This is a genomic window from Sorangium sp. So ce448, assembly GCF_051520915.1.
GTDB lineage: Bacteria > Myxococcota_A > Polyangia > Polyangiales > Polyangiaceae > Sorangium > Sorangium cellulosum_B.
The window spans coordinates 9,675,647-9,694,701 of record NZ_CP150343.1; the positions used below are offsets into that span (position 1 = coordinate 9,675,647).

Here is a 19,055-nt window from a genome sequence, read left to right on the forward strand (position 1 = left end):
GACAAGCGGGACAAGCGGGACACGACTGCCGGCCGGGAGCGATCGCCTCATGACGCAGCGCCGCGACCACATGCCCCTCCACGCCGAAAAAAGCCGTACGTCCCGCTTGACCTTCATTCCGAGATTGTGTGTAATCGGCTGCGCTGCGAATAGCCTTGAATTGTGGACCGTCACCCTGCCACGGCGTCGATGGACTCGCCCATCGAAGCGTGAGTACCAGTGTGATGCAGCATGGTATCCGTGCCGACCGCGCCCCTGAAACGTCGGGGGCGCGCCCGTGTCACCGGCTGCCGCCCTGGAGCTCACTCCGGTGCTCCTGGGACGGTTCTAAACGAGATGCGTGACGCCCTCGCGTCGCTGCTCGGGCTCGCACACGGCGGCTGATGTTCTGCCCCTGAAGAGACTCCTGCCACAACACACGACATGACCTATCACGACTCCAGCTCCGAGGACGCCAGCATTCACCGCTCGTTCGAGCTCCAGGCCGGGCGCACACCCGGCGTCGTGGCCGCATCCTTCGGCCCTGACCGGCTCACCTATCAGGAGCTGAATCGCCGCGCGAACCAGCTCGCGCACCACCTGAGGAGCCTGGGCGTCGGCCGCGACGTCCTCGTCGCGCTCTGCGCCGAGCGCTCCCTGGAGGCGCTCATCGGGCTGCTCGCGGCGCTCAAGGCCGGCGGCGCCTATGTCCCTGTCGACCCCGCGTACCCGCGGGAGCGGGTCGCCTTCATGCTCGAGGACGCCGGGGCGCCCGTCCTGCTCACCCAGGCGCGGCTGCTCCCGTCGCTGCCGCGCCACGGGGCGCGCGTGGTCCTCCTGGACGGCGATCGCGATCTGACCGCGGGCTTCAGCGGCGAGGACCCGCCGGACACCACGGGCCCCGACGACCTCGCCTACGTCATCTACACGTCGGGCTCGACCGGCAGGCCCAAGGGCACGCTGCTGACGCACCGCGGCCTCACCAACCTCACCCGCGCGCTGGCCGATCGATTCGACGTGGCGCCGGGCTGCCGCGTGCTCCAGTTCGCGTCCCTCAGCTTCGATGCGTCGGTCTGGGAGATCGCGATGACGCTCGCCCGCGGAGGCACCCTGGTGATGGGGGCGCAGGCCGAGATGATCCCCGGGCCTGCGCTGCTCGATCGGATGCGCGCGGAGGAGGTGTCGATCGCGACCTTCCCCCCCTCCGCGCTCGCCGCCTTCCCCGAGGGCGCGGAGCGCTCGCTGCCCGCGCTCCGGACCCTCATCGTCGCCGGCGAGACCTGCCCGGCCGACCTCGCCGCGCGCTGGGCGCAGGGGCGCAGGTTCATCAACGCCTACGGTCCCACCGAGTTCACCGTGTGCGCCACGATGGCCGACGGGCTCGACCCGGTTCGGGACCCCGGCGAGCCCCTCTCCATCGGCCGGCCGATCAGGAACGCGCGCTGCTACGTGCTCGACCATGCCATGCGCCCGGTCCCGGACGGCGAGGCCGGCGAGCTCTACCTCGGTGGACCCGGGCTGGCCCGGAGCTACCTGGGACGGCCCGAGCTCACGGCGGCGCGGTTCGTCCCCGATCCGTTCAGCTCCACCCCGGAGGCCCGGCTCTACCGCACGGGGGACGTGGTGCGCCGCCTGCCCGGCGGCGATCTCGCCTTCCTCGGGCGCGTCGACCAGCAGGTGAAGATCCGCGGCCACCGCGTCGAGCTCGGCGAGGTCGAGGCCGCGCTCGGGCGCCACCCCGCCGTCCGCGCGGCGGTGGCCGTCGCCAGCGAGGGCCGCCTCGTCGCCTACGTCGTCGCGCGCCCGGACGCGCCGGACGCGCCCCCGGCCGCCCCCCGGGCCGTCGTGCCCGCGCTGCGCAGCTTCCTCCGCGAGAGCCTCCCCGAGGTCATGATCCCGTCGACGTTCGTGCTGCTCGACGCGCTGCCGCTCGGCCCCAGCGGGAAGGTGGACCGCGCGGCCCTGCCGCCGCCGGACGCCGCCCGGCCCGATCGCGGCGACGGCGAGCCCCTCGCGCCGCGCAACCAGATCGAGGCGGCGATCGCCGCGGCGTGGGCCGAGGCGCTCGGGATCGAGCACCTCGGCGTCCACGACGACGTCTTCGACCTCGGGGCGCACTCGCTGCTCGCCGCGCGGGTGCTGTCGCGGCTGCGCCGCGCGCTCGGCGTCGAGCTCTCCCTGCAGAGCCTGTGCGACGCCCCCACGGTCGCCGCGCTGGCCGAGCTCGTGGAGTCGCTCCCCCGGCCGAAGCAGCGCCCGGCCGCCGCGGCCATCCGGCCTGCGCCGCGCGACCGGCCCATCCCCCTCTCGCACGGGCAGCGGCAGATCTGGCTCCACGCCTCGCTCCACCCGGGCGCGCTGTTCTACAACGAGCCGTTCTCCCTGCGCCTCCGCGGGCCCCTCGACGTCCCGGTCCTGGGGCGCGCCCTCGACGAGCTCCTCAGGCGCCACGAGATCCTGAGGAGCGTCGTCGCGGTCGTCGGCGGCGAGCCCGTGCAGCAGATCCTGCCCCCGGCGCCGCTCGATCTGCCGGTCGTCGAGCTGACCGCGCTGCCGGCGCTGTCGGCCGAAACGCGGTGGGGGCGCGCCGTCGCGCTCGCCACAGACGAGGCCCGGCGCCCGTTCGATCTCGCCCGCGGCCCGCTGCTCCGGGCCACGCTGGTCCGGCTCGACGAGGCCGACCACGTGCTGTTCGTGGTGGTGCACCACATCCTGATGGATGGAGTCTCCATCTTCGACGCGCTCCCGAGGGAGCTCCACGCGCTCTACCAGGCGTTCGCCGCGGGCAGGCCGTCGCCGCTGCCCGAGCGCGCGATCCACTACGCCGATTACGCGGTCTGGCAGCGGGAGCAGCAGCTGAACGGCGCCCTCCAGCCGCAGCTCGATTACTGGAGGCGACAGCTCGCCGACCTGCCCACCCTGGAGCTGCCGACCGACAGGCCGCGCCCGGCCGCCCCGAGCCTCGCGGGGGCCCGCCACTGCGTCGCCCTGTCGCGGGAGCTCACGCTCCGGCTGAAGGCGCTGGCCAGGGAGCAGGGCGTCACGCTCTTCGTGGTCCTGCTCTCGGCCTTCAAGGCGATGCTCTACCGGTACGCGCGGCAGGACGAGGTCGTCGTGGGCACGTCCGCGTCGTGCCGCCACCCGCCGGAGACCGAGGACCTCCTCGGCTTCTTCCTGAACACGCTCGTGCTGCGCACCGACCTGCGCGGCGACCCGACGTTCCGGCAGCTGCTCGGGCGCGTGCGGGCGGTGAGCCAGGCCGCGCTCTCGCACCAGGACGTGCCGTTCGCCAGCGTCGTGCAGGCGCTCCAGCCGAAGCGGGTCCCCGGCCAGAACCCGCTGTTCCAGGTCGCCTTCGTGCTGGAGCCGCCCGTGCCGGCGCTCGATCCGGGCTGGACCCTGAGCCAGCTCGACGTGGACACGGGCGCGTCCAAGTTCGACCTGATGCTGGAGCTCGACGAGCGCGAGGACGGCATCATCGGGCGCATCGAGTACAGCACCGCGCTGTTCGACGCCCGCACCATCGAGCGGATGGCGGGCCACTACGAGGCCCTGCTCGAGGGCGCGTCGCGCGACGTCGATCTGCGCCTCTCGGCGCTGCCGCTGCTCACGCCCGAGGAGCGGAGCGCGCTCCGCGCGTGGGGCACCGCCCCGGCCGGCCCCGGGTCGGACGCGTGCATTCACCGCCTCTTCGAGGCCCAGGTCGAGCGCTCTCCCGAGGCCGTCGCGGTCGTCTTCGACGACGGCGCGGGCAACGTCACGTCGCTCACCTACCGGGAGCTGAACCGGCGGGCCAACCAGCTCGCGCACACCCTGCTCGGCCTCCGCGCGCCGGGGGCGCCGGGGGCGCCGGGGCCCGAAGCCGCGCCCGGCCCCGACGAGGGGGCCCTCGCGCGCACCGACGAGGGCGCCCTCGCGCCCGAAGACCGCGTGGCCGTGTGCATGTACCGGTCGATCGAGATGATCGTCGCGCTCCTCGGCGTGCTGAAGGCGGGCCTCGCCTTCGTGCCCCTGGATCCGACCTACCCCACCGAGCGCCTCGCGTTCATGCTGGAGCAGGCCCGGGTCCGCGTGATGCTCACCCAGGTGCGCGTCGGCGCGGTGCTGCCGGGGTGCCGCGCGCGCGTCCTCTGCCTGGACGCGGATCCCGAGGAGATCGGCCGGGCGCGCGACGACAACCCGACGGAGCTGGCGACGCCGGACCAGCTCGCCTATGTCATGTACACGTCGGGCTCCACCGGCCGGCCCAAGGGCGTGGCCGTGCCGCACCGGGGCGTGGCCCGGCTCGTCAAGGGCACGACGTACGCGCGCTTCGCGCCGGACGAGGTCTTCCTGCAGCTCGCGTCGATCTCCTTCGACACGTCGCAGTTCGAGATCTGGGGCGCGCTCCTCAACGGCGGCCGGCTGGTCGTCATGCCCCCCGCGCCCGCGTCGCTCGACGACCTGGATCGCGTGATCCGGCAGCACGGGGTGACCACGGTGTGGCTCACCGCCGGCGTCTTCCACCTCCTCGTGGACGAGCGGATCACGGCGCTGCGCGGCCTGCGCCAGATCGTGGCCGGGGGGGACGTCCTGTCCCCGCAGCACGTCAACCGGGTCCTCGCCGAGCTCCCGGGGTGCCGGATGATCAACGGCTACGGGCCCACGGAGGCCGCGACGTTCGCCTGCTGCGCCGCGGTGGAGCGCCCGGTCGGCCACACGGTGCCCATCGGAAGCCCGATCCCCGGCACGAGGGTGCACGTGCTCGACCGGGATCTCAACGAGGTCCCGGCCGGCGTCCCCGGGGAGCTCTGCATCGGCGGAGAGGGCCTCGCGCGCGGCTACCTCGATCTGCCGGAGCTCACCGCGGAGCGGTTCATCCGCGATCCCATCGGCGGCGAGCCGGGAGGGCGGCTGTACCGGACCGGCGATCGCGTCCGCCTGATGCCGGACGGGCAGCTCGAGTTCCTCGGCCGCATGGATCAGCAGGTCAAGGTCCGCGGTTACCGGATCGAGCTCGGCGAGATCGAGGTGGTCCTCGGCGAGCACCCGGCCGTGCGCGAGGTGGTCGTGGTGGCGCAGCCGGCGCGCTCGGGCGACCGGCGCCTCGTGGCGTACGTCGTCCCGCACGGCGGCAGGGCCGCGGCGCCGCCCGCGCAAGCCGGGGCCCGCGCGCGCCCGTTCATGGCGGATCCGACCGGCGGGCTCGAGCGTGCGATCCGCGATCACGCGCAGCGGCGGCTGCCCGACTACATGCACCCCTCGGCCATCGTGCTGCTCGACGCGCTGCCCCTCACGGGCAACGGCAAGGTGGACCGCCGCGCCCTGCCGGCCCCCGTCGAGCTCCGCCCCGAGAGCGCGCCCCTGGTGGCGCCGCGGAGCTCGCTCGAGGAGCGGCTCACCGCGATATGGCAGGACGTCCTCGGCATCGAGCGCGTGAGCGTGCAGGACAACTTCTTCGATCTGGGCGGCCACTCGCTGCTCCTGATGCGCCTCCACGAGCGCGTCCGGGAGTCGTTCGGCAGCGATCTCTCCATCGTCGATCTGTTCGCGCGCCCGACGGTCACCGATCTCGCCGCGTTCCTCGCGAGCGGCAGCGGCGGCGGGAGCGACCTCTCGGAGGCCGACGCCCGGGCGCTGAAGCAGCGAGAGATCCTGAAACGAAAGAAGCAGGCAGCCAAGAGCAGACAGAATGGATCCGCTTGATCAACCGGTCCCGGAGGACCAAATCGCGATCATCGGGATGGCCGGCCGCTTCCCGGGCGCGAGGAGCGTCGACGCCTTCTGGCAGAACCTGCGCGATGGGGTCGAGTCGATCGCGGCGCTCTCGGATCAGGATCTCGCCGCGGCGGGCGTGCCCCCGGAGGTGGCCTCGGACCCGAGCTACGTCCGCGCGCGGGCCGTGCTCGACGAGGTGGAGTGGTTCGACGCGGCCTTCTTCGGGATGACCCCGCGAGAGGCCGAGATCCTGGATCCGCAGCACCGCTTCTTCCTGGAGTGCGCGTGGGAGGCGCTCGAGCACGCCGGGTACAACCCCGAGGCGTTCAAGGGGACCATCGGCGTCTACGCGGGCGCGAGCGGCCACGACACGTATTTCCTGAGCAACCTTTACCCGAACCACGAGCTCAGGAAGGCGATGGACTATCAAGTCTACGTCGCCAACGACAAGGACTTCCTGCCCACGCGGACGTCGTACAAGCTGAACCTCCGCGGGCCGAGCGTCGCGGTCCAGACCGCCTGTTCCACCTCGCTCGTGGCCGTCCACATGGCCTGCCAGGCGCTGCTCACCTACCAGTGCGACATGGCGCTGGCCGGCGGCGTGGCCATCAACGTCCCCACGCGGTCGGGTTACCTGTACCGGCACGGCATGATCCTCTCGCCCGACGGGCGCTGCCGCGCGTTCGACGCCGAGGCGCAGGGGACGGTGGTCGGCAACGGCGCGGGCGTCATCGTGCTGCGCCGGCTCGAGGACGCCCTCGACAGCGGCGATCACATCGAGGCGGTGATCCGGGGCTCGGCCGTCAACAACGACGGCTCGGGCAAGATCGGGTTCACCGCGCCGGGCGTGGAGGGGCAGGCGCAGGTCATCGCGCAGGCCCTGGCGATGGCGAACACCGATCCCGAGACGATCCGCTACGTGGAGGCCCACGGCACCGGCACGCGCCTCGGGGATCCCATCGAGGTCGCGGCGCTCACCCGGGCGTTCCGCGCCCGGTCCCGCGGCCAGCGCAAGGGCTGGTGCGCGCTCGGCTCGGTCAAGCCGAACGTCGGGCACCTCGACGTCGCCGCCGGCATCACCGGCGTGATCAAGGTCGTGCAGGCGCTCCGCCACCGGCAGATCCCGGCGAGCCTGCACTTCAAGACGCCGAACCCGGAGATCGACTTCGCGAACAGCCCGTTCTACGTCAACGCGGCGCTCGCGGACTGGGAGCCCGGCGACGGGCCCCGCCGCGCCGGCGTGAGCTCGTTCGGCATCGGCGGCACCAACGCCCACGCCATCCTCGAGGAGGCGCCCCACGCGGCGGCGGCGCCCGGCGGGCGGTCCTGGCAGCTCCTCCTGCTCTCCGCCCGCACGAGGACCGCGCTCGACACGATCACCGAGAACCTCGTCGGGTACCTCAAGGCGCACCCGGACGTCAGCCTGCCGGACGTCACGTTCACGCTCCAGGTCGGCCGCAAGACGTTCCCGCACCGGCGCATGCTCGTCTGCAACGACGCAGACGAGGCGGTGAGCCTGCTGTCGACGCTCGGGGAGCGGCGGGTCCTCGCGCACGTCGAGGAGGCCATCGATCGCCCGGTCGTCCTCATGTTCCCGGGGCAGGGCACGCAGTACGCCGGCATGGCGCGGGAGCTGTACGAGCGGGAGCCCACGTTCTGCGCCGGCGTCGATCTCTGCGCGGCCATGCTCCAGCCCGAGCTCGGGTTCGATCTCCGCGAGGTGATCTACCCGCCCCCGGGGCGGGAGGCGGCGGCCGCGGAGCTGCTCAAGCAGACGCGCTTCGCCCAGCCCGCGCTCTTCGTGATCGAGTACGCGCTCGCCACGCTCTGGATGGAGTGGGGCATCCGGCCCGCGGCGATGATCGGCCACAGCCTCGGCGAGTACGTCGCGGCCTGCCTCGCGGGCGTCTTCTCGCTGGAGGACGCGCTGAAGATCGTCGCCCGGCGGGGCAAGCTGATGCAGGAGATGCCGCCGGGCGCGATGCTCGCGGTCCCGCTGCCCGAGGCCGAGGTGCAGCCGCTGCTCGACGAGGGGGGCGGCGCGCTCTCGCTCGCGGCCGTCAACGGGCCGGCCGCCTGCGTCGTGGCCGGGCCCGAGGACGCCGTCGAGGCGCTCTCCGACCGGCTCTTCGCCGAGCGCGAGCTGGAGTGCACGCGCCTCCAGACGTCGCACGCGTTCCACTCCCGGATGATGGAGCCGATGCTCGCGTCGTTCACCGCGATCGTGGCCCGCGCGCGCCCGAGCGCCCCGAAGATCCCGATCGTGTCGAACGTCACCGGCACCTGGCTGTCCGCGGCCGACGCGCAGGACCCCGGGTACTGGGCGAGGCACGTGCGCGAGCCGGTGCGCTTCATGGCGGGGCTCGGCGAGGTGCTCGCCGATCCGACGCGCGCCCTGCTCGAGGTCGGCCCGGGCCGGGTGCTCGCGACCCTGGCCAAGCAGCACCCCGCGCGGGGCGCCCGCCGGGTGATGCTCTCGTCGATCCGGCACGTCCACCACCGCCAGTCCGACATCGGGTTCCTGCTGGAGACGCTGGGCCAGCTCTGGCTCTCCGGCGTCCGCGTCGACTGGTCGGGCTTCTACACCCACGAGCCCCGCCGGCGCGTGCCCCTGCCGACCTACCCGTTCGAGCGGAAGCGGTACTGGATCGACCCGCCCGCGCCCGCCGCCTCGAGCGCCGCGCGCCGGCCGGCGCGCAGCGCGCCGGAGCCGGCCGGCCTGCTCCACCTCCTGGCCTGGAAGCGCTCGGTGCTGTCGGGGTCGATGAAGGCGTCGGCCCGGCCGGCCAGGGCGCAGTGCTGCGTCGTCTTCGCCGACAGCTACGGGCTGGGCGCCCGGATGGAGATGCGGCTCCGCCGGGACGGCTACAAGGTCATCACCGTGCGGCCGGGCGAGGGCTTCGCCGAGACGGGTGAGGGCGAGTTCACCGTCGCCCCCGCGAGCCGCGCGGACCACGCGTCCCTCTTCGGCGCGCTCCGCGCGGCGGGCGTGTCCCCCTCGCGCATCATGTTCCTGTGGGGCGTGACGAAGCCCGCGCGCGGGCCGCTCGACGCCGGCCGCCTCGCGGACGCCCAGCGGCTCGGGTTCGCCAGCCTCGTCGCGCTGGCCCAGGGCATCGGCGACGCGGGGCTCCGCGACGAGGTGCGGCTCGGGGTCGTGACGAGCCACATGCAGAAGGTGACCGACGCGTCGGTGCTCTGCCCCGAGAAGGCCACGCTGCTCGGCCCGTGCGAGGCCATCCCCAGGGCGTACCCGAACATCTCGTGCATCAGCGTCGACATCGACCTGCCGGAGCCGCGGACGCTCCAGGAGGCGAGGCTCATCGACCAGCTCCTCGCCGAGGTCACGCTGGAGCAGACCGAGCCCGTCATCGCCTACCGGAGCGGCGAGCGCTGGGTCCGGATCTTCGAGCCCGCACGCATGGACCGCGCCGAAGGCCTGCCGCCGCGCCTCAAGGAGGGCGGCGTCTACCTGATCGCCGGCGGGCTCGGGGCCGTCGGCTCCGCCCTCGCGGAGCACCTCGCGAAGGTCGCGCGCGCGAAGCTCGTGCTCACGGGCCGGACAGCGCTCCCGCCCCGGGAGGCGTGGGGCGGCCTCGCCGACGCGGGCGTTTCCGGCGCGGGCGCCCCCGCAGCGCTGCGCCGCAAGGTCGGCGCGGTGCTCGAGATGGAGCGGCTCGGCGCCGAGGTGCTCCTCGTGACGGCCGACGTCACGCGGCTCGACGACATGCAGCGCGCCGTGGCCGAGGCGCTCCAGCGCTTCGGGCGGATCGACGGCGTCGTCCACGCGGCGGGCGCCGGCCGCGCCGTGCCCCTCCACCGCATGACGCGCGAGGAGGGCGAGGCGCTGCTCGCCCCGAAGGTCGACGGCGCGCTCGTCCTCGACGAGGCGCTCCGGGGGCTCCGGCCCGATTTCGTCGCGCTGTGCGCCGCGCGGACCGCGGGCGCCCGCGGGGCGGGCCTCGCGGGCCAGTGCGCCGCGACCGCCTTCCTCGGCGCCTTCGCGCAGCGGCGGGCCGCCGGGGACGGCCCGCTCACGATCGCGATCGAGTGGGACCCGTGGCAGCAGAAGGACACCTCGCGCGGCAAGGAGCTCGAACCTGCGCCCGCGTCGAGCGACGGCGGTCCGGCCTCCGCGGAGGAGGGGCTCTCGCGCGACGAGGCGCTCGACGCCTGGATGCGCGTCCTCACGAGCCCCACGCCCCACGTCCTGGTCCTGAAGCGGGAAGCGCAGGCCAGGCAGCGCGCCGCGGCCAGCTCGAGCGCGCCCGGCTCGAACGCGCCGCCCTCGCGGGACGTCGAGTCCGAGGGCATCCCGAGATCGGTCCACCCGCGGCCCGACCTCGGCACGGCCTACGTGGCGCCGCGCGATCCGCTGGAGCGCGCCGTCGCCGAGACGTGGGAGAAGCTGTTCGGCATCGAGCGGATCGGCGTCCACGACGACTTCTTCGCGCTCGGCGGCGACTCGCTGCTCGCCGTCCAGCTCATCTCCCGGCTGCGCAGCGTCGTGAACATGGATCTCCCCGGCCACAGCCTGCTCAACGCGCCGACCGTGGCGGCCCTGGCCGAGCTCGTCGCGCAGTCCGACTCGCCCTCATCCACCTCGCTGTCGAGGCGCTCTCCCGCGCGCCTCTTGCCCGCGTCGCTCGTGCGGATCAAGCCCGGCACCGGGCGGCCGCTCTTCCTGATGCACCCGGTCGGAGGGCACGTTTACTTCTACCACGATCTCGCCACCTGCCTGGACCCGGCGCAGCCCGTGTACGGGCTGCAGGCGCAGGGCATCGAAGGCAAGGCGCCGCCCTTGACCCGCGTCGAGGAGATGGCCGCGCGCTACCTCGAGGCGGTACGGCGGCACATCCAGCCGGAGGGCCCCTACGTGCTCGGCGGGTCGTCCTTCGGCGGGGTCGTCGCCTTCGAGATGGCGCACCAGCTCATCTCCGGGGGCGAGCGCGTCGCGCTTCTCATGATGATCGACACGCCCGCGCCCTCGGCGGTGTTCCCCGAGGATCTCGACACCCCCGAGCGCCTCGCCTACCTGATCAGCGGCGATGCGAGTCTCCCCGTCCCCGCGGAGGAGATCCGGCACCTCTCCCCGGACGAGCAGCTGCTCCACGTGCTCCAGCGCAAGAAGGGTGTCTCCCGGATGTTCCCGAAGCTGGCGCTCCAGGAGCTCGCCACGTTCCGCAAGATCGTCACCGCCAACCTGCAGGCGATGCTGCGCTATGTCCCCCGCCCCTACCCGGGTGACGTGCTCTTCTTCGAGGCGAGCGAGCGCGACGCCATGACCGTGAACAACCCGGCGCGGGGATGGCTCGATTTGATCCAGGGCCAGCTCACTGTCCACGAGGTCCCTGGCAATCACATCACCATGAATTTGCCGCCGAACGTGCAAGTCATGGCCGATCATCTGCGGGCGGCCCTCGAGGCGGCGGGACATCAGGGCTGATGTTGACGCCCGGCCGGCGGGCTCTTTACCATGGGTGTGGAGCGGCGACGGCGACGCCCCCGCGCGGTCGCGCGGGCTCGAGTGCGGCCAGGGCGCGCGGCGGAGGTGGACAATGTCGAAGATCACCGCGGAGCAGGCGAGAGAGGAGCACGTCGCGCTCCTCAAGGCGTGGACGAAGGCGGTGGGGGCCGTCAAGGACTACGGCTTCCTCGATCGCCACCTGGCCGAAGGCTGGCGGTACGTCGATTACAACGGAGTGCAGCGCGGCAAGGACGAGTACCTGAAGCTCGTCGACAGCATGTTGACGTACACGCAGGAGCTCCGGCAGTGCGACGTGCGTATCGTCGGCGGGGACGTCGCTATCGTGAGCGGCGTCTACCGCTCGCGCGCCGAGCTCAAGGGCGGTGTCAAGCTCGATAACACCATCGCCTTCACCGCGGTCTGGGAGCTCAAGGGCGGTGAATGGAAAGCCCTCGTGCACCACACGACGAGGATCCCTGACGCGTCGTGATCGACGTCCGCGTCGACCACGTCGACCGCGCCGACCGCGTCGAAGCGCTCCGGCGGCCGGCGCCTCGCCGGCGAGGCCGGAGGAAACGTTGACAGGGATCCTGCTTCGAGTACCGTACACTCAGGATTGTCCTATCGACGATCACCAGGGCTCTCATGGATCTTCGCCGGTTCCTCACGCACGCGGTGCAGATCGCATCTGCGCTGTCGAAACTTCATAAGTCAGGCACCCTTCACCTGGACATCCGCCCCGCGAACCTCTCCGTGCACCCGGAGAGCGGGGAGGTGTCGCTCGACGGTGGGCTGGCCGTGGTGCGCGGCGATCTCGGCCTCTCGGACGAGACGAAGATCAACCCGGAGTCGCTGCCCTACATCGCGCCGGAGCGGACGGGCCGCGTCGACTGGCCGATCGACGAGCGCGCCGATCTCTACTCGCTCGGCGTCACGCTGTACGAGCTGCTCTCCGGCAAGCTGCCGCTCGACGCCGAGGACGCGCCCGCGTGGGCGCACGCCCACATCGCGAGGGCCCCTGTGCCGCTCGCGGAGCTGGTGCATGACGTGCCCCGGATCGTCTCCGAGATCGTGATGAAGCTCCTCGCGAAGTCTCCGGAGGAGCGTTATCAGACCGCCCGCGGGCTCTGGTCGGATCTCCTCATGTGCCAGACCGAGCTGGAGGAGCTCGGGATGATCGACTCGTTCCCGCTCGGGACGGCCGACATCCCGGACCGGCTGCAGCTCCCGACGAAGATCTACGGCAGGAGGCGCGAGCGCGCGATCCTGCTCGAGGCGTTCGAGCGTGTGGTCGCCACGGGCACGGCCGAGCTCGTGCTCGTCGCCGGGTACTCGGGCGTCGGGAAGACCTCGCTCGTGAAGGAGGTGCAGGCGCCCATCGTCCGCGAGCGCGGGGCGTTCATCTCCGGGAAGTTCGATCAGCTCCAGCGCGACATCCCCTACCGCACGATCGCCCAGGCGTTCGGGGAGCTCGTCCGGCAGATCCTGACGGAGAGCCCGCAGTCGCTCGCGGGGTGGAAGCACCGGTTGAGCGACGCGCTCGGCGAGGAGGGGCGGGTCATCATCGACATCATCCCGCAGCTCTCGCTGATCCTCGGCGAGCAGCCGCCGGTGCCGCCGCTCGCGCCGAACGAGGCGCGCAGCCGCTTCGTCCGCGTGTTCCATGCGTTCCTCGGCGTGGTCGCGCGCAAGCGGCACCCGCTCGTGCTGTTCGTGGACGACCTGCAGTGGGCAGATCCCGCCAGCCTGAGGCTCATCCGCGACGTCGTCGCGGCGCCCGAGAAGCGGCACCTGCTCGTGATCGGGGCGTACCGCGACAACGAGGTGACCCCGTCGCACCCGCTCATGGAGGTGCTCCGGCAGATCCACGCCACGGGCGCGCGCGTCTCGACGCTCAGCCTCGACCCGCTCCCGCACGAGAACGTCCTCGAGCTCGTCATGGACACCTTCCGCTGCGAGGACGAGCTGGGGGCTCAGCTCACCAGGCTCCTCGTCCAGAGGACGGGCGGCAACCCGTTCTTCGTGGGCCAGTTCCTGACGGAGCTCTATCGCCAGAAGCTGGTCTGGGTCGATCCCGTGAGCGCCGTCTGGTGCTGGAAGATCGAGGCCATCGCCGCGCAGAACCTGACCGACAACGTCGTCGACCTGGTGCTGGGCCGCCTCAGGCGGCTGGACGGCGAGACGCAGCGGGTCCTCTCCCTCGCCGCGTGCCTCGGCGCCCGCTTCGACGCCGAGGTCCTCTCGGCCATGTACGGCGAGTCGACCGAGACGACGCACGCCGCCATCTCCCCGGCCATCCGCGAGGGGCTCGTGGCGCGCCGAGGCAGCACGTACAAGTTCCTCCACGACCGCGTGCAGCAGGCCGCGTACCTGCTCATCCGCGAGGGCAACCACGCCTCGACGCACCTGCGCATCGGGCGCCTGCTGCTCGTCCAGACGCCGGAGGAGGCGCTGGAGGACCGGCTGTTCGAGATCACGAATCAGCTGAACATCGGCGCCTCCTTCATCACCGATCCTGGCGAGCGGCGCAGGACGGCCGAGCTGAACCTCCGCGCCGGCAGGAAGGCGAGGGCCTCCGGGGCCTACGGCTCCGCGGTGGCCTACTTCGCCGCGGGCTGCGCGCTGACCGGGGAAGACAACTGGGCGGGAGCCGACGATCTGCTCGCCTTCGCGCTGCACCTCGATCTCGCCGAGAGCGCGTGCGTGAACGGGGAGTTCGATCGGTCCATCGACCTCTGCTCGGTGCTCCTCGAGCGCGCGCGCACGCAGCTCGACAAGGCGGCGGCCTACCGTGTCCTGATGCAGAACCACATGGCCCGGTCCGAGCACGACGCGTGCATCGGCGTCGGGCTGGAGTGCCTCGCGCTGCTCGGCATCAAACTCGGGAGGCAGCCGGCCGACGAGGAGGTTGTCGCGGAGATCACGGCGCTGCGCGACGCGCTCCGCGATCGCACCGCCGACGAGATCCTCGGCCAGCCGAGGATGACGGCGCCGCCGATGCTCGCGGCGATGGGCGTGATGGCCGTGATGTACGCCTCGACCTTCTACACCGATCCGAACCTCAATGACCTCCTGGTCTGCCAGATGGTCCGGCTCAGCCTGCTCCACGGCAACGCGGAGCCGACCGGCATCGGGTACACGTGCCTCGGCAAGGCGCTCTGCCAGAAGCTCGGCGCGTACCAGGACGGCGACCGGATCGGCAGGGTGGGCTACGAGCTGACCGAGAAGATGAACGCGCTCGTCTACAAGCCCGAGGTGGCCAACCTCTATGGCTGTCTGATCTCGGTCTGGACGCGCCACATCGACACCGGGATCGCCTGCCAGCGCGTGAGCATCCAGGCCGCGAACGAGGTCGGGAACCTGACGTGGGGGAGCTTCAGCAACATCCAGCTCACCCTGAACGTGATCGTGCGGGGCGACCCGATCGAGGAGGCGTACAAGGTCGCGGTGAGCGCGCTCGACTACGCGACGAAGGCGAAGATCACGTTCGCCGCGGACGCCGTGACGAGCATGCTGCGCCTGGTCCAGGCGATGAGGGGCGCCACGCGCCACCTCGGCACGATGAGCGCGGACGACTTCGACGAGCAGGCGTTCGAGGACCGCCTCGAGAAGGAGAGCTTCCCGAGCGTGCGGCTCGTCCATTACGTGATGAAGACCGCGCAGCACCTCCTGGCCTCCAACCCCGACGAGGCGGCCCTGGCCGCGGAGAAGGCGGAGCGCAACATCTCGGGGGGCAACGGGATGTTGTTCTCGGCCGAGTACCACTACTTCGGCGCCCTCGCCCGGGCGGCCCGCTTCTCCGGGGCCCCGGCCGAGGAGCAGGCCGGGCTCCGGCGGTCGCTCGCCGGCCACGAGGAGCAGCTGCGCGTCTGGGCCGAGAGTTGCCCCGACAACTTCGCCGGCAAACACGCGCTCGTAGCGGCGGAGCGCGCGCGCGTCGACGGCAGGCACGACGAGGCCGCGGCGCTCTACGACAAGGCGATCGTGGCCTTCCGCGAGTCCCGGTTCATCCACCAGGAGGCGCTCGCGAGCGAGCTCGCCGCCCGGTTCTACCTGGATCGCGGCTACAGCGGCCTGCCGGGGCTCTACCTGCGGGAGGCGGTGGCGTCGTACTCGCGCTGGGGCGCGAGCGAGAAGGTGAGGCAGCTCGAGCAGCGGCATGCGCTCGTCCTGAACCAGGAGCAGCGCCGCGCGACGAGCAGCGGCGTCATGACGATGGCGGCGGAGGCCATCGACGCGCAGACCGCGGTGAAGGTCTCGCGGTCGCTCTCCAGCGACATGACGCCGAAGGAGATGATGGAGTCGCTCATGCGGCTCGTCGTCGAGCACGAGGGGGCGGAGCGGTGCTGTCTCCTGCTCACCGGGGACGGCCTGCGGCTCGCCGCCGAGGCCGTGGTGGACCGCGACGGCATCAGCATCCGCGTGTACGAGCGGAGCACGGCGCCGCTCGCGACCCGCGTCCCGGCGTCGATCGTCAACTATGTCGAGCGGACGCGGGAGCGGGTGGTGCTCAGCGACGTCGGGGCGAGCGGCGCCTTCGCCGGGGACGAGTACCTCGTGCGCGAGCGGCCGAAGTCGGTGCTGTGCATGCCGCTCATGAAGAACCCCGGCGAGGTGGGCGGCCTCCTCTACCTGGAGAACCGGCTGGTCCACGGCGCGTTCATCCTGCGCCGGCTGCCGCTCCTCGAGTTCCTGGCCGCGCTGTCGCTGCAGAACACCGTGCTCCGCGGCGAGCTGGAGCAGGAGGCGCTGAAGGTCCAGCGGACCGAGGAGGCGCTGCGCCGGAGCGAGAGGGCGCTCCGGGATCTGGCGGAGTCGAGCGACGTCCCCACGTGAGGCGCGGGTCGCGCCGCCGCACCGGCGTGGTGTGGCGGCGCGGCGTTCAGGCGCTCTCAGGCGCTCTCGAGCACGTGGCCCACGCTGTCGAGGAACGGCCTGTCCGACACGGAGAGGTGGAGCTGCACGAACCGCCACCGATCCCCGTGGCGCTCCACCGTGCAGGTCAGTCGGAGCGCGGGCAGGTCGAAGCGCACGCCGCCCATGGTGGCGTGGATACCGAAGCCGGCCGTCCCGGCGCAGGCGGCCGCTCCCCCGGCCAGCAGACGCACCTGGACATCGCCGGTGATCCTGCACACGAGGTCCTTCAGGATCTCGCTCTGCCGCCGGAACGAGGCCTCGATCTCGGCCCAGCGCGTGAAGTGCAGCTTGTCGTGTGTGCCGTAGAAGATCAGGGCATCGTCACGAACGAACATGTCGCATAACGCGTCCACGTCGCCTCGCTCGAAGGCGCGCGCGAACTCGACGAGCATCTGGCGAACCGAATCTTCTGGACTTGCCGGCTTTCTCTCCGAGGACGCCATGCGCTCCGCTGCTCCCGTACCGATCCGAGCCTGATCTCGGCCGAGCATACAGCACCCCGGAGGCTAGTGTTGGAAATGCCGAGCTATCTTCCGGCCCCTTCTCGCTGTCTCAGAAATCCTGGCGGGATTTCTGACCCGCGGTACTAGCCCGTCCGGTCAGGCGGCGGCGTGCGGGCAGCAGCGCGGCATGGCAAGCGCTCTCGCCGCGGCAAAGCCGCCGGATGGCCCCGCTGCGGGCGTGGCGAGAGCGGTCGCGGCCGCGCTCTCACACCGTGTCGGGCGGCGCGCCGACGAACGCGCTCTCGTCGTAGTGGCTCCGGGGGTTCCACGCCGCGTAGCCCGCGCAGCCGGCGTCGTCGTTCGCGCGGATCTGCTCCCGGATGTGCCACGGCGTGTACTCGTACCGCTGCATGGGGCGCGAGCTGTCCAGATCGAACGCCTGGATCCAGCTGCGCAGCAGCCCGATGCGCCCGGGAAGCGCTGCCACCCTGCGCCAGCCGGCCGAGAGCGAGGCATACAGGATCTCGTAGGGGTGATGCGCAGGGTTCGCGAACCCGAAGCTGCCAGGGCCCCAGTGCGACGGGTACGGCATCGGCATCACGTAGTCGAAGAGCTCCACGGCGTCCTCCAGCCGCTGGCCTATCCCGTCCTGCGGCCCGAGCAGCGTGAACCCGAAGACATCCGCGGAGATCGGGCGAGACGCGGCATCGCCGACCTCCGCGCGGAGGAACTCGAAGAAAGCGCGGATCGTCGGCGCCCTCTCCTCGATCGGCGTCCGCGACCGCGGCTCGCGCGCGGCGCCATAACGCACATAATCGTAGTTCACCTCGTCGAAGCCGGCGTCGTACGCCCGGAGCGAGATCTCCGCGATCTCGTGCCATCGCGGCTGCGAGGCCGGGTCGTACCAGCCCCGCGGGCCGCCCTTGAACGCGACGAGCCGGGCGATGAGATAGATGCCGGCCTCGCGCAGGGCGCCCAGCTGGGCCCTTGTCACCTCGTCCCGCTCGAAGAGGAGCGCGCCCCCCTCCGACCGGATATCGATCACCAGGGAGTTCAGCTCTGTCCGCTGGACCAGGGAGGAGAGCCGATTCAACCGCTCCACGTTCCTCCCCGCCGCGAAGTTCACGTAAATCGCCTTGGTGATCGTGGGCATGCTGTTCCCCCCGCCGAGGGGAGAGCACGTCCCCGGCCAAGGGAGCGCCGCGCGCGCCGGAACACCTTTCGCTGCCCTTTTCAGCGAGGAAATTGAACAGGGAGGCGGGGAGACAGGGAGTATTTGAGGATTTACCTCCCCGTCTCCCCGCCACCCTGTGAACTTTCCGAAGAGCTTGCGGGGGATGCCTCAGGCGCCGCCCCCCGCGCCCCGGGTCACCCCCGCATCGCCTGGATCGGGCTGATCCGCGCAGCGCGGAGCGCCGGGAAAAACCCGCCGAGCAGGCCCATCACCGCCGCGATCGCCACCGACGTCAGCAGGATCCCGGGCGTCGGCTCGAACGTGAACACGACCTCCGACCAGCTCGCGAAATTGACGGTCGAGAAGCGCACGAACCGCATCCCGAGCGCGGCGATCACGCCGAGCGCCCCGCCCGCCAGCGCGAGGAGGACCGACTCGATGAGGAACGACAGGAGGATGCTGAACCGCGAGAAGCCGAGCGCCCGCAGCGTGCCTATCTCGCGCTGCCGGTTGGCGATCGACGAGTGCATCGTGATCATCGCGCCGATCATCGCGCCGATCGAGAAGAACACCGCGATGAGCACGCCCATCACCGTGATGAACATGCTCGTCCCCTCGGACTGCTTCTCGTAATAGGCGCTCTCGCGCATCACCTCGAGCCCGAGGTTCCGGTTCTGCTCGATCGACGCCTCGAACGCGTCGAACTTGCTGGCCGAGGCGAGCCGCGCCCGCACCGCAGAGACGCCCCCCTCGCGGCCGAACGCCGAGCGCGTCGTGTGCAGGTCGGCCCAGACCTCGGACTCCGACGAGGAGCCGCCGTCGTCGAACACCCCCACGACCTTCACCGGCCGGTTCTTTCGCAGCTCGAACGACTCGCCGATCGACAGGCCCTTGAAGCGGCCGCTGATCGCCTTGCCCACGATCACCTCGTCCGTGCCCGGCTGGGCCGGCCGGCCCTCGATGATCTTCACCTGCGAGCGGAACGCGAGCACGTCGTCGGGCACCCCGCGCACCTGCACGTTGGAGATGCCGTCCGTGCCGAGCTTCTCGAGGAGGATGACCGCGATCACCTCCCCCACCCCGTCCGGCTTGCCGTCCTGCCGCTTCGCCACCTCGGCGCTCGCGAGGATCACGCCGATCTGCTGCTCCTCGATGCTACTCACCATCTCGGCGTCGGAGCCCTTCCGCATCACGATCGCGACGTCGTCCCGCGCGGTGCGCCCGAGGGTGCGCTGCACGCTGTTCGCGAGCATCAGCACCGACGCGAACACGAACACCACGAGGCCGAGCCCCGACGCCGTCGCGAGGGTCGTCGTCTTGCGCACCACCAGATTTCGAACGTTGTAGGCGACGGGGATCATGAGCGCTCTCTCCCGCT

At 71.7% G+C, this 19,055-nt stretch carries 7 protein-coding genes; 4 read left to right on the forward strand and 3 right to left on the reverse strand.

The features are described 5' to 3' along the window. The first annotated feature begins 423 nt into the window (after positions 1-423). The 4 genes from WMF45_RS36685 (at position 424) to WMF45_RS36700 (ending at position 15,979) form a co-directional block, all read left to right on the forward strand. On the forward strand, positions 424-5,664 hold the full coding sequence (locus tag WMF45_RS36685; RefSeq protein WP_437710325.1) for an amino acid adenylation domain-containing protein: 5,241 nt from the start codon (positions 424-426) through the stop codon (positions 5,662-5,664). Then, positions 5,651-11,122, forward strand: a complete 5,472-nt coding sequence (locus tag WMF45_RS36690; protein ID WP_437710327.1) for an SDR family NAD(P)-dependent oxidoreductase — start codon at positions 5,651-5,653, stop codon at positions 11,120-11,122. Before WMF45_RS36685 ends, WMF45_RS36690 begins: the two co-directional genes overlap by 14 nt. Before the next feature lie 112 nt (positions 11,123-11,234). Then, complete coding sequence (locus tag WMF45_RS36695) at positions 11,235-11,633, forward strand: YybH family protein (RefSeq protein ID WP_148313982.1); 399 nt, start codon at positions 11,235-11,237, stop codon at positions 11,631-11,633. A 155-nt stretch (positions 11,634-11,788) separates the two neighbouring features. Continuing rightward, a complete protein-coding gene (locus WMF45_RS36700) occupies positions 11,789-15,979 on the forward strand; it encodes an ATP-binding protein (RefSeq protein ID WP_437710329.1) in 4,191 nt (1,396 codons plus the stop codon). A 56-nt stretch (positions 15,980-16,035) separates the two neighbouring features. Here WMF45_RS36700 and WMF45_RS36705 read toward each other — a convergent pair whose 3' ends face one another. From WMF45_RS36705 to WMF45_RS36715, 3 genes are all read right to left on the reverse strand, one after another. Beyond that, a complete protein-coding gene (locus WMF45_RS36705; RefSeq protein WP_437710331.1) occupies positions 16,036-16,452 on the reverse strand; it encodes a nuclear transport factor 2 family protein in 417 nt (138 codons plus the stop codon). A gap of 316 nt (positions 16,453-16,768) precedes the next feature. Next, positions 16,769-17,656 carry a putative glycoside hydrolase gene (locus WMF45_RS36710; RefSeq protein WP_437710333.1) on the reverse strand — a complete coding sequence of 296 codons (888 nt, stop codon included), beginning with the start codon at positions 17,654-17,656 and terminating at the stop codon, positions 16,769-16,771. 215 nt (positions 17,657-17,871) lie between these two features. Continuing rightward, positions 17,872-19,038, reverse strand: coding sequence for an ABC transporter permease (locus WMF45_RS36715; protein WP_437710335.1), 1,167 nt, complete (start codon positions 19,036-19,038; stop codon positions 17,872-17,874). Between the last annotated feature and the right edge of the window lie 17 nt (positions 19,039-19,055).

What these genes read in the sequence shown, in the direction of transcription:
- WMF45_RS36685 (WP_437710325.1), top strand. Translation starts at nt 424, where the DNA reads ATGACCTATCACGACTCCAGCTCCGAGGACGCCAGCATTCACCGCTCG.
- WMF45_RS36690 (WP_437710327.1), top strand. Translation starts at nt 5,651, where the DNA reads ATGGATCCGCTTGATCAACCGGTCCCGGAGGACCAAATCGCGATCATC.
- WMF45_RS36695 (WP_148313982.1), top strand. Translation starts at nt 11,235, where the DNA reads ATGTCGAAGATCACCGCGGAGCAGGCGAGAGAGGAGCACGTCGCGCTC.
- WMF45_RS36700 (WP_437710329.1), top strand. Translation starts at nt 11,789, where the DNA reads ATGGATCTTCGCCGGTTCCTCACGCACGCGGTGCAGATCGCATCTGCG.
- WMF45_RS36705 (WP_437710331.1), bottom strand. Translation starts at nt 16,452, where the DNA reads ATGCTCGTCGAGTTCGCGCGCGCCTTCGAGCGAGGCGACGTGGACGCG.
- WMF45_RS36710 (WP_437710333.1), bottom strand. Translation starts at nt 17,656, where the DNA reads ATGCCCACGATCACCAAGGCGATTTACGTGAACTTCGCGGCGGGGAGG.
- WMF45_RS36715 (WP_437710335.1), bottom strand. Translation starts at nt 19,038, where the DNA reads ATGATCCCCGTCGCCTACAACGTTCGAAATCTGGTGGTGCGCAAGACG.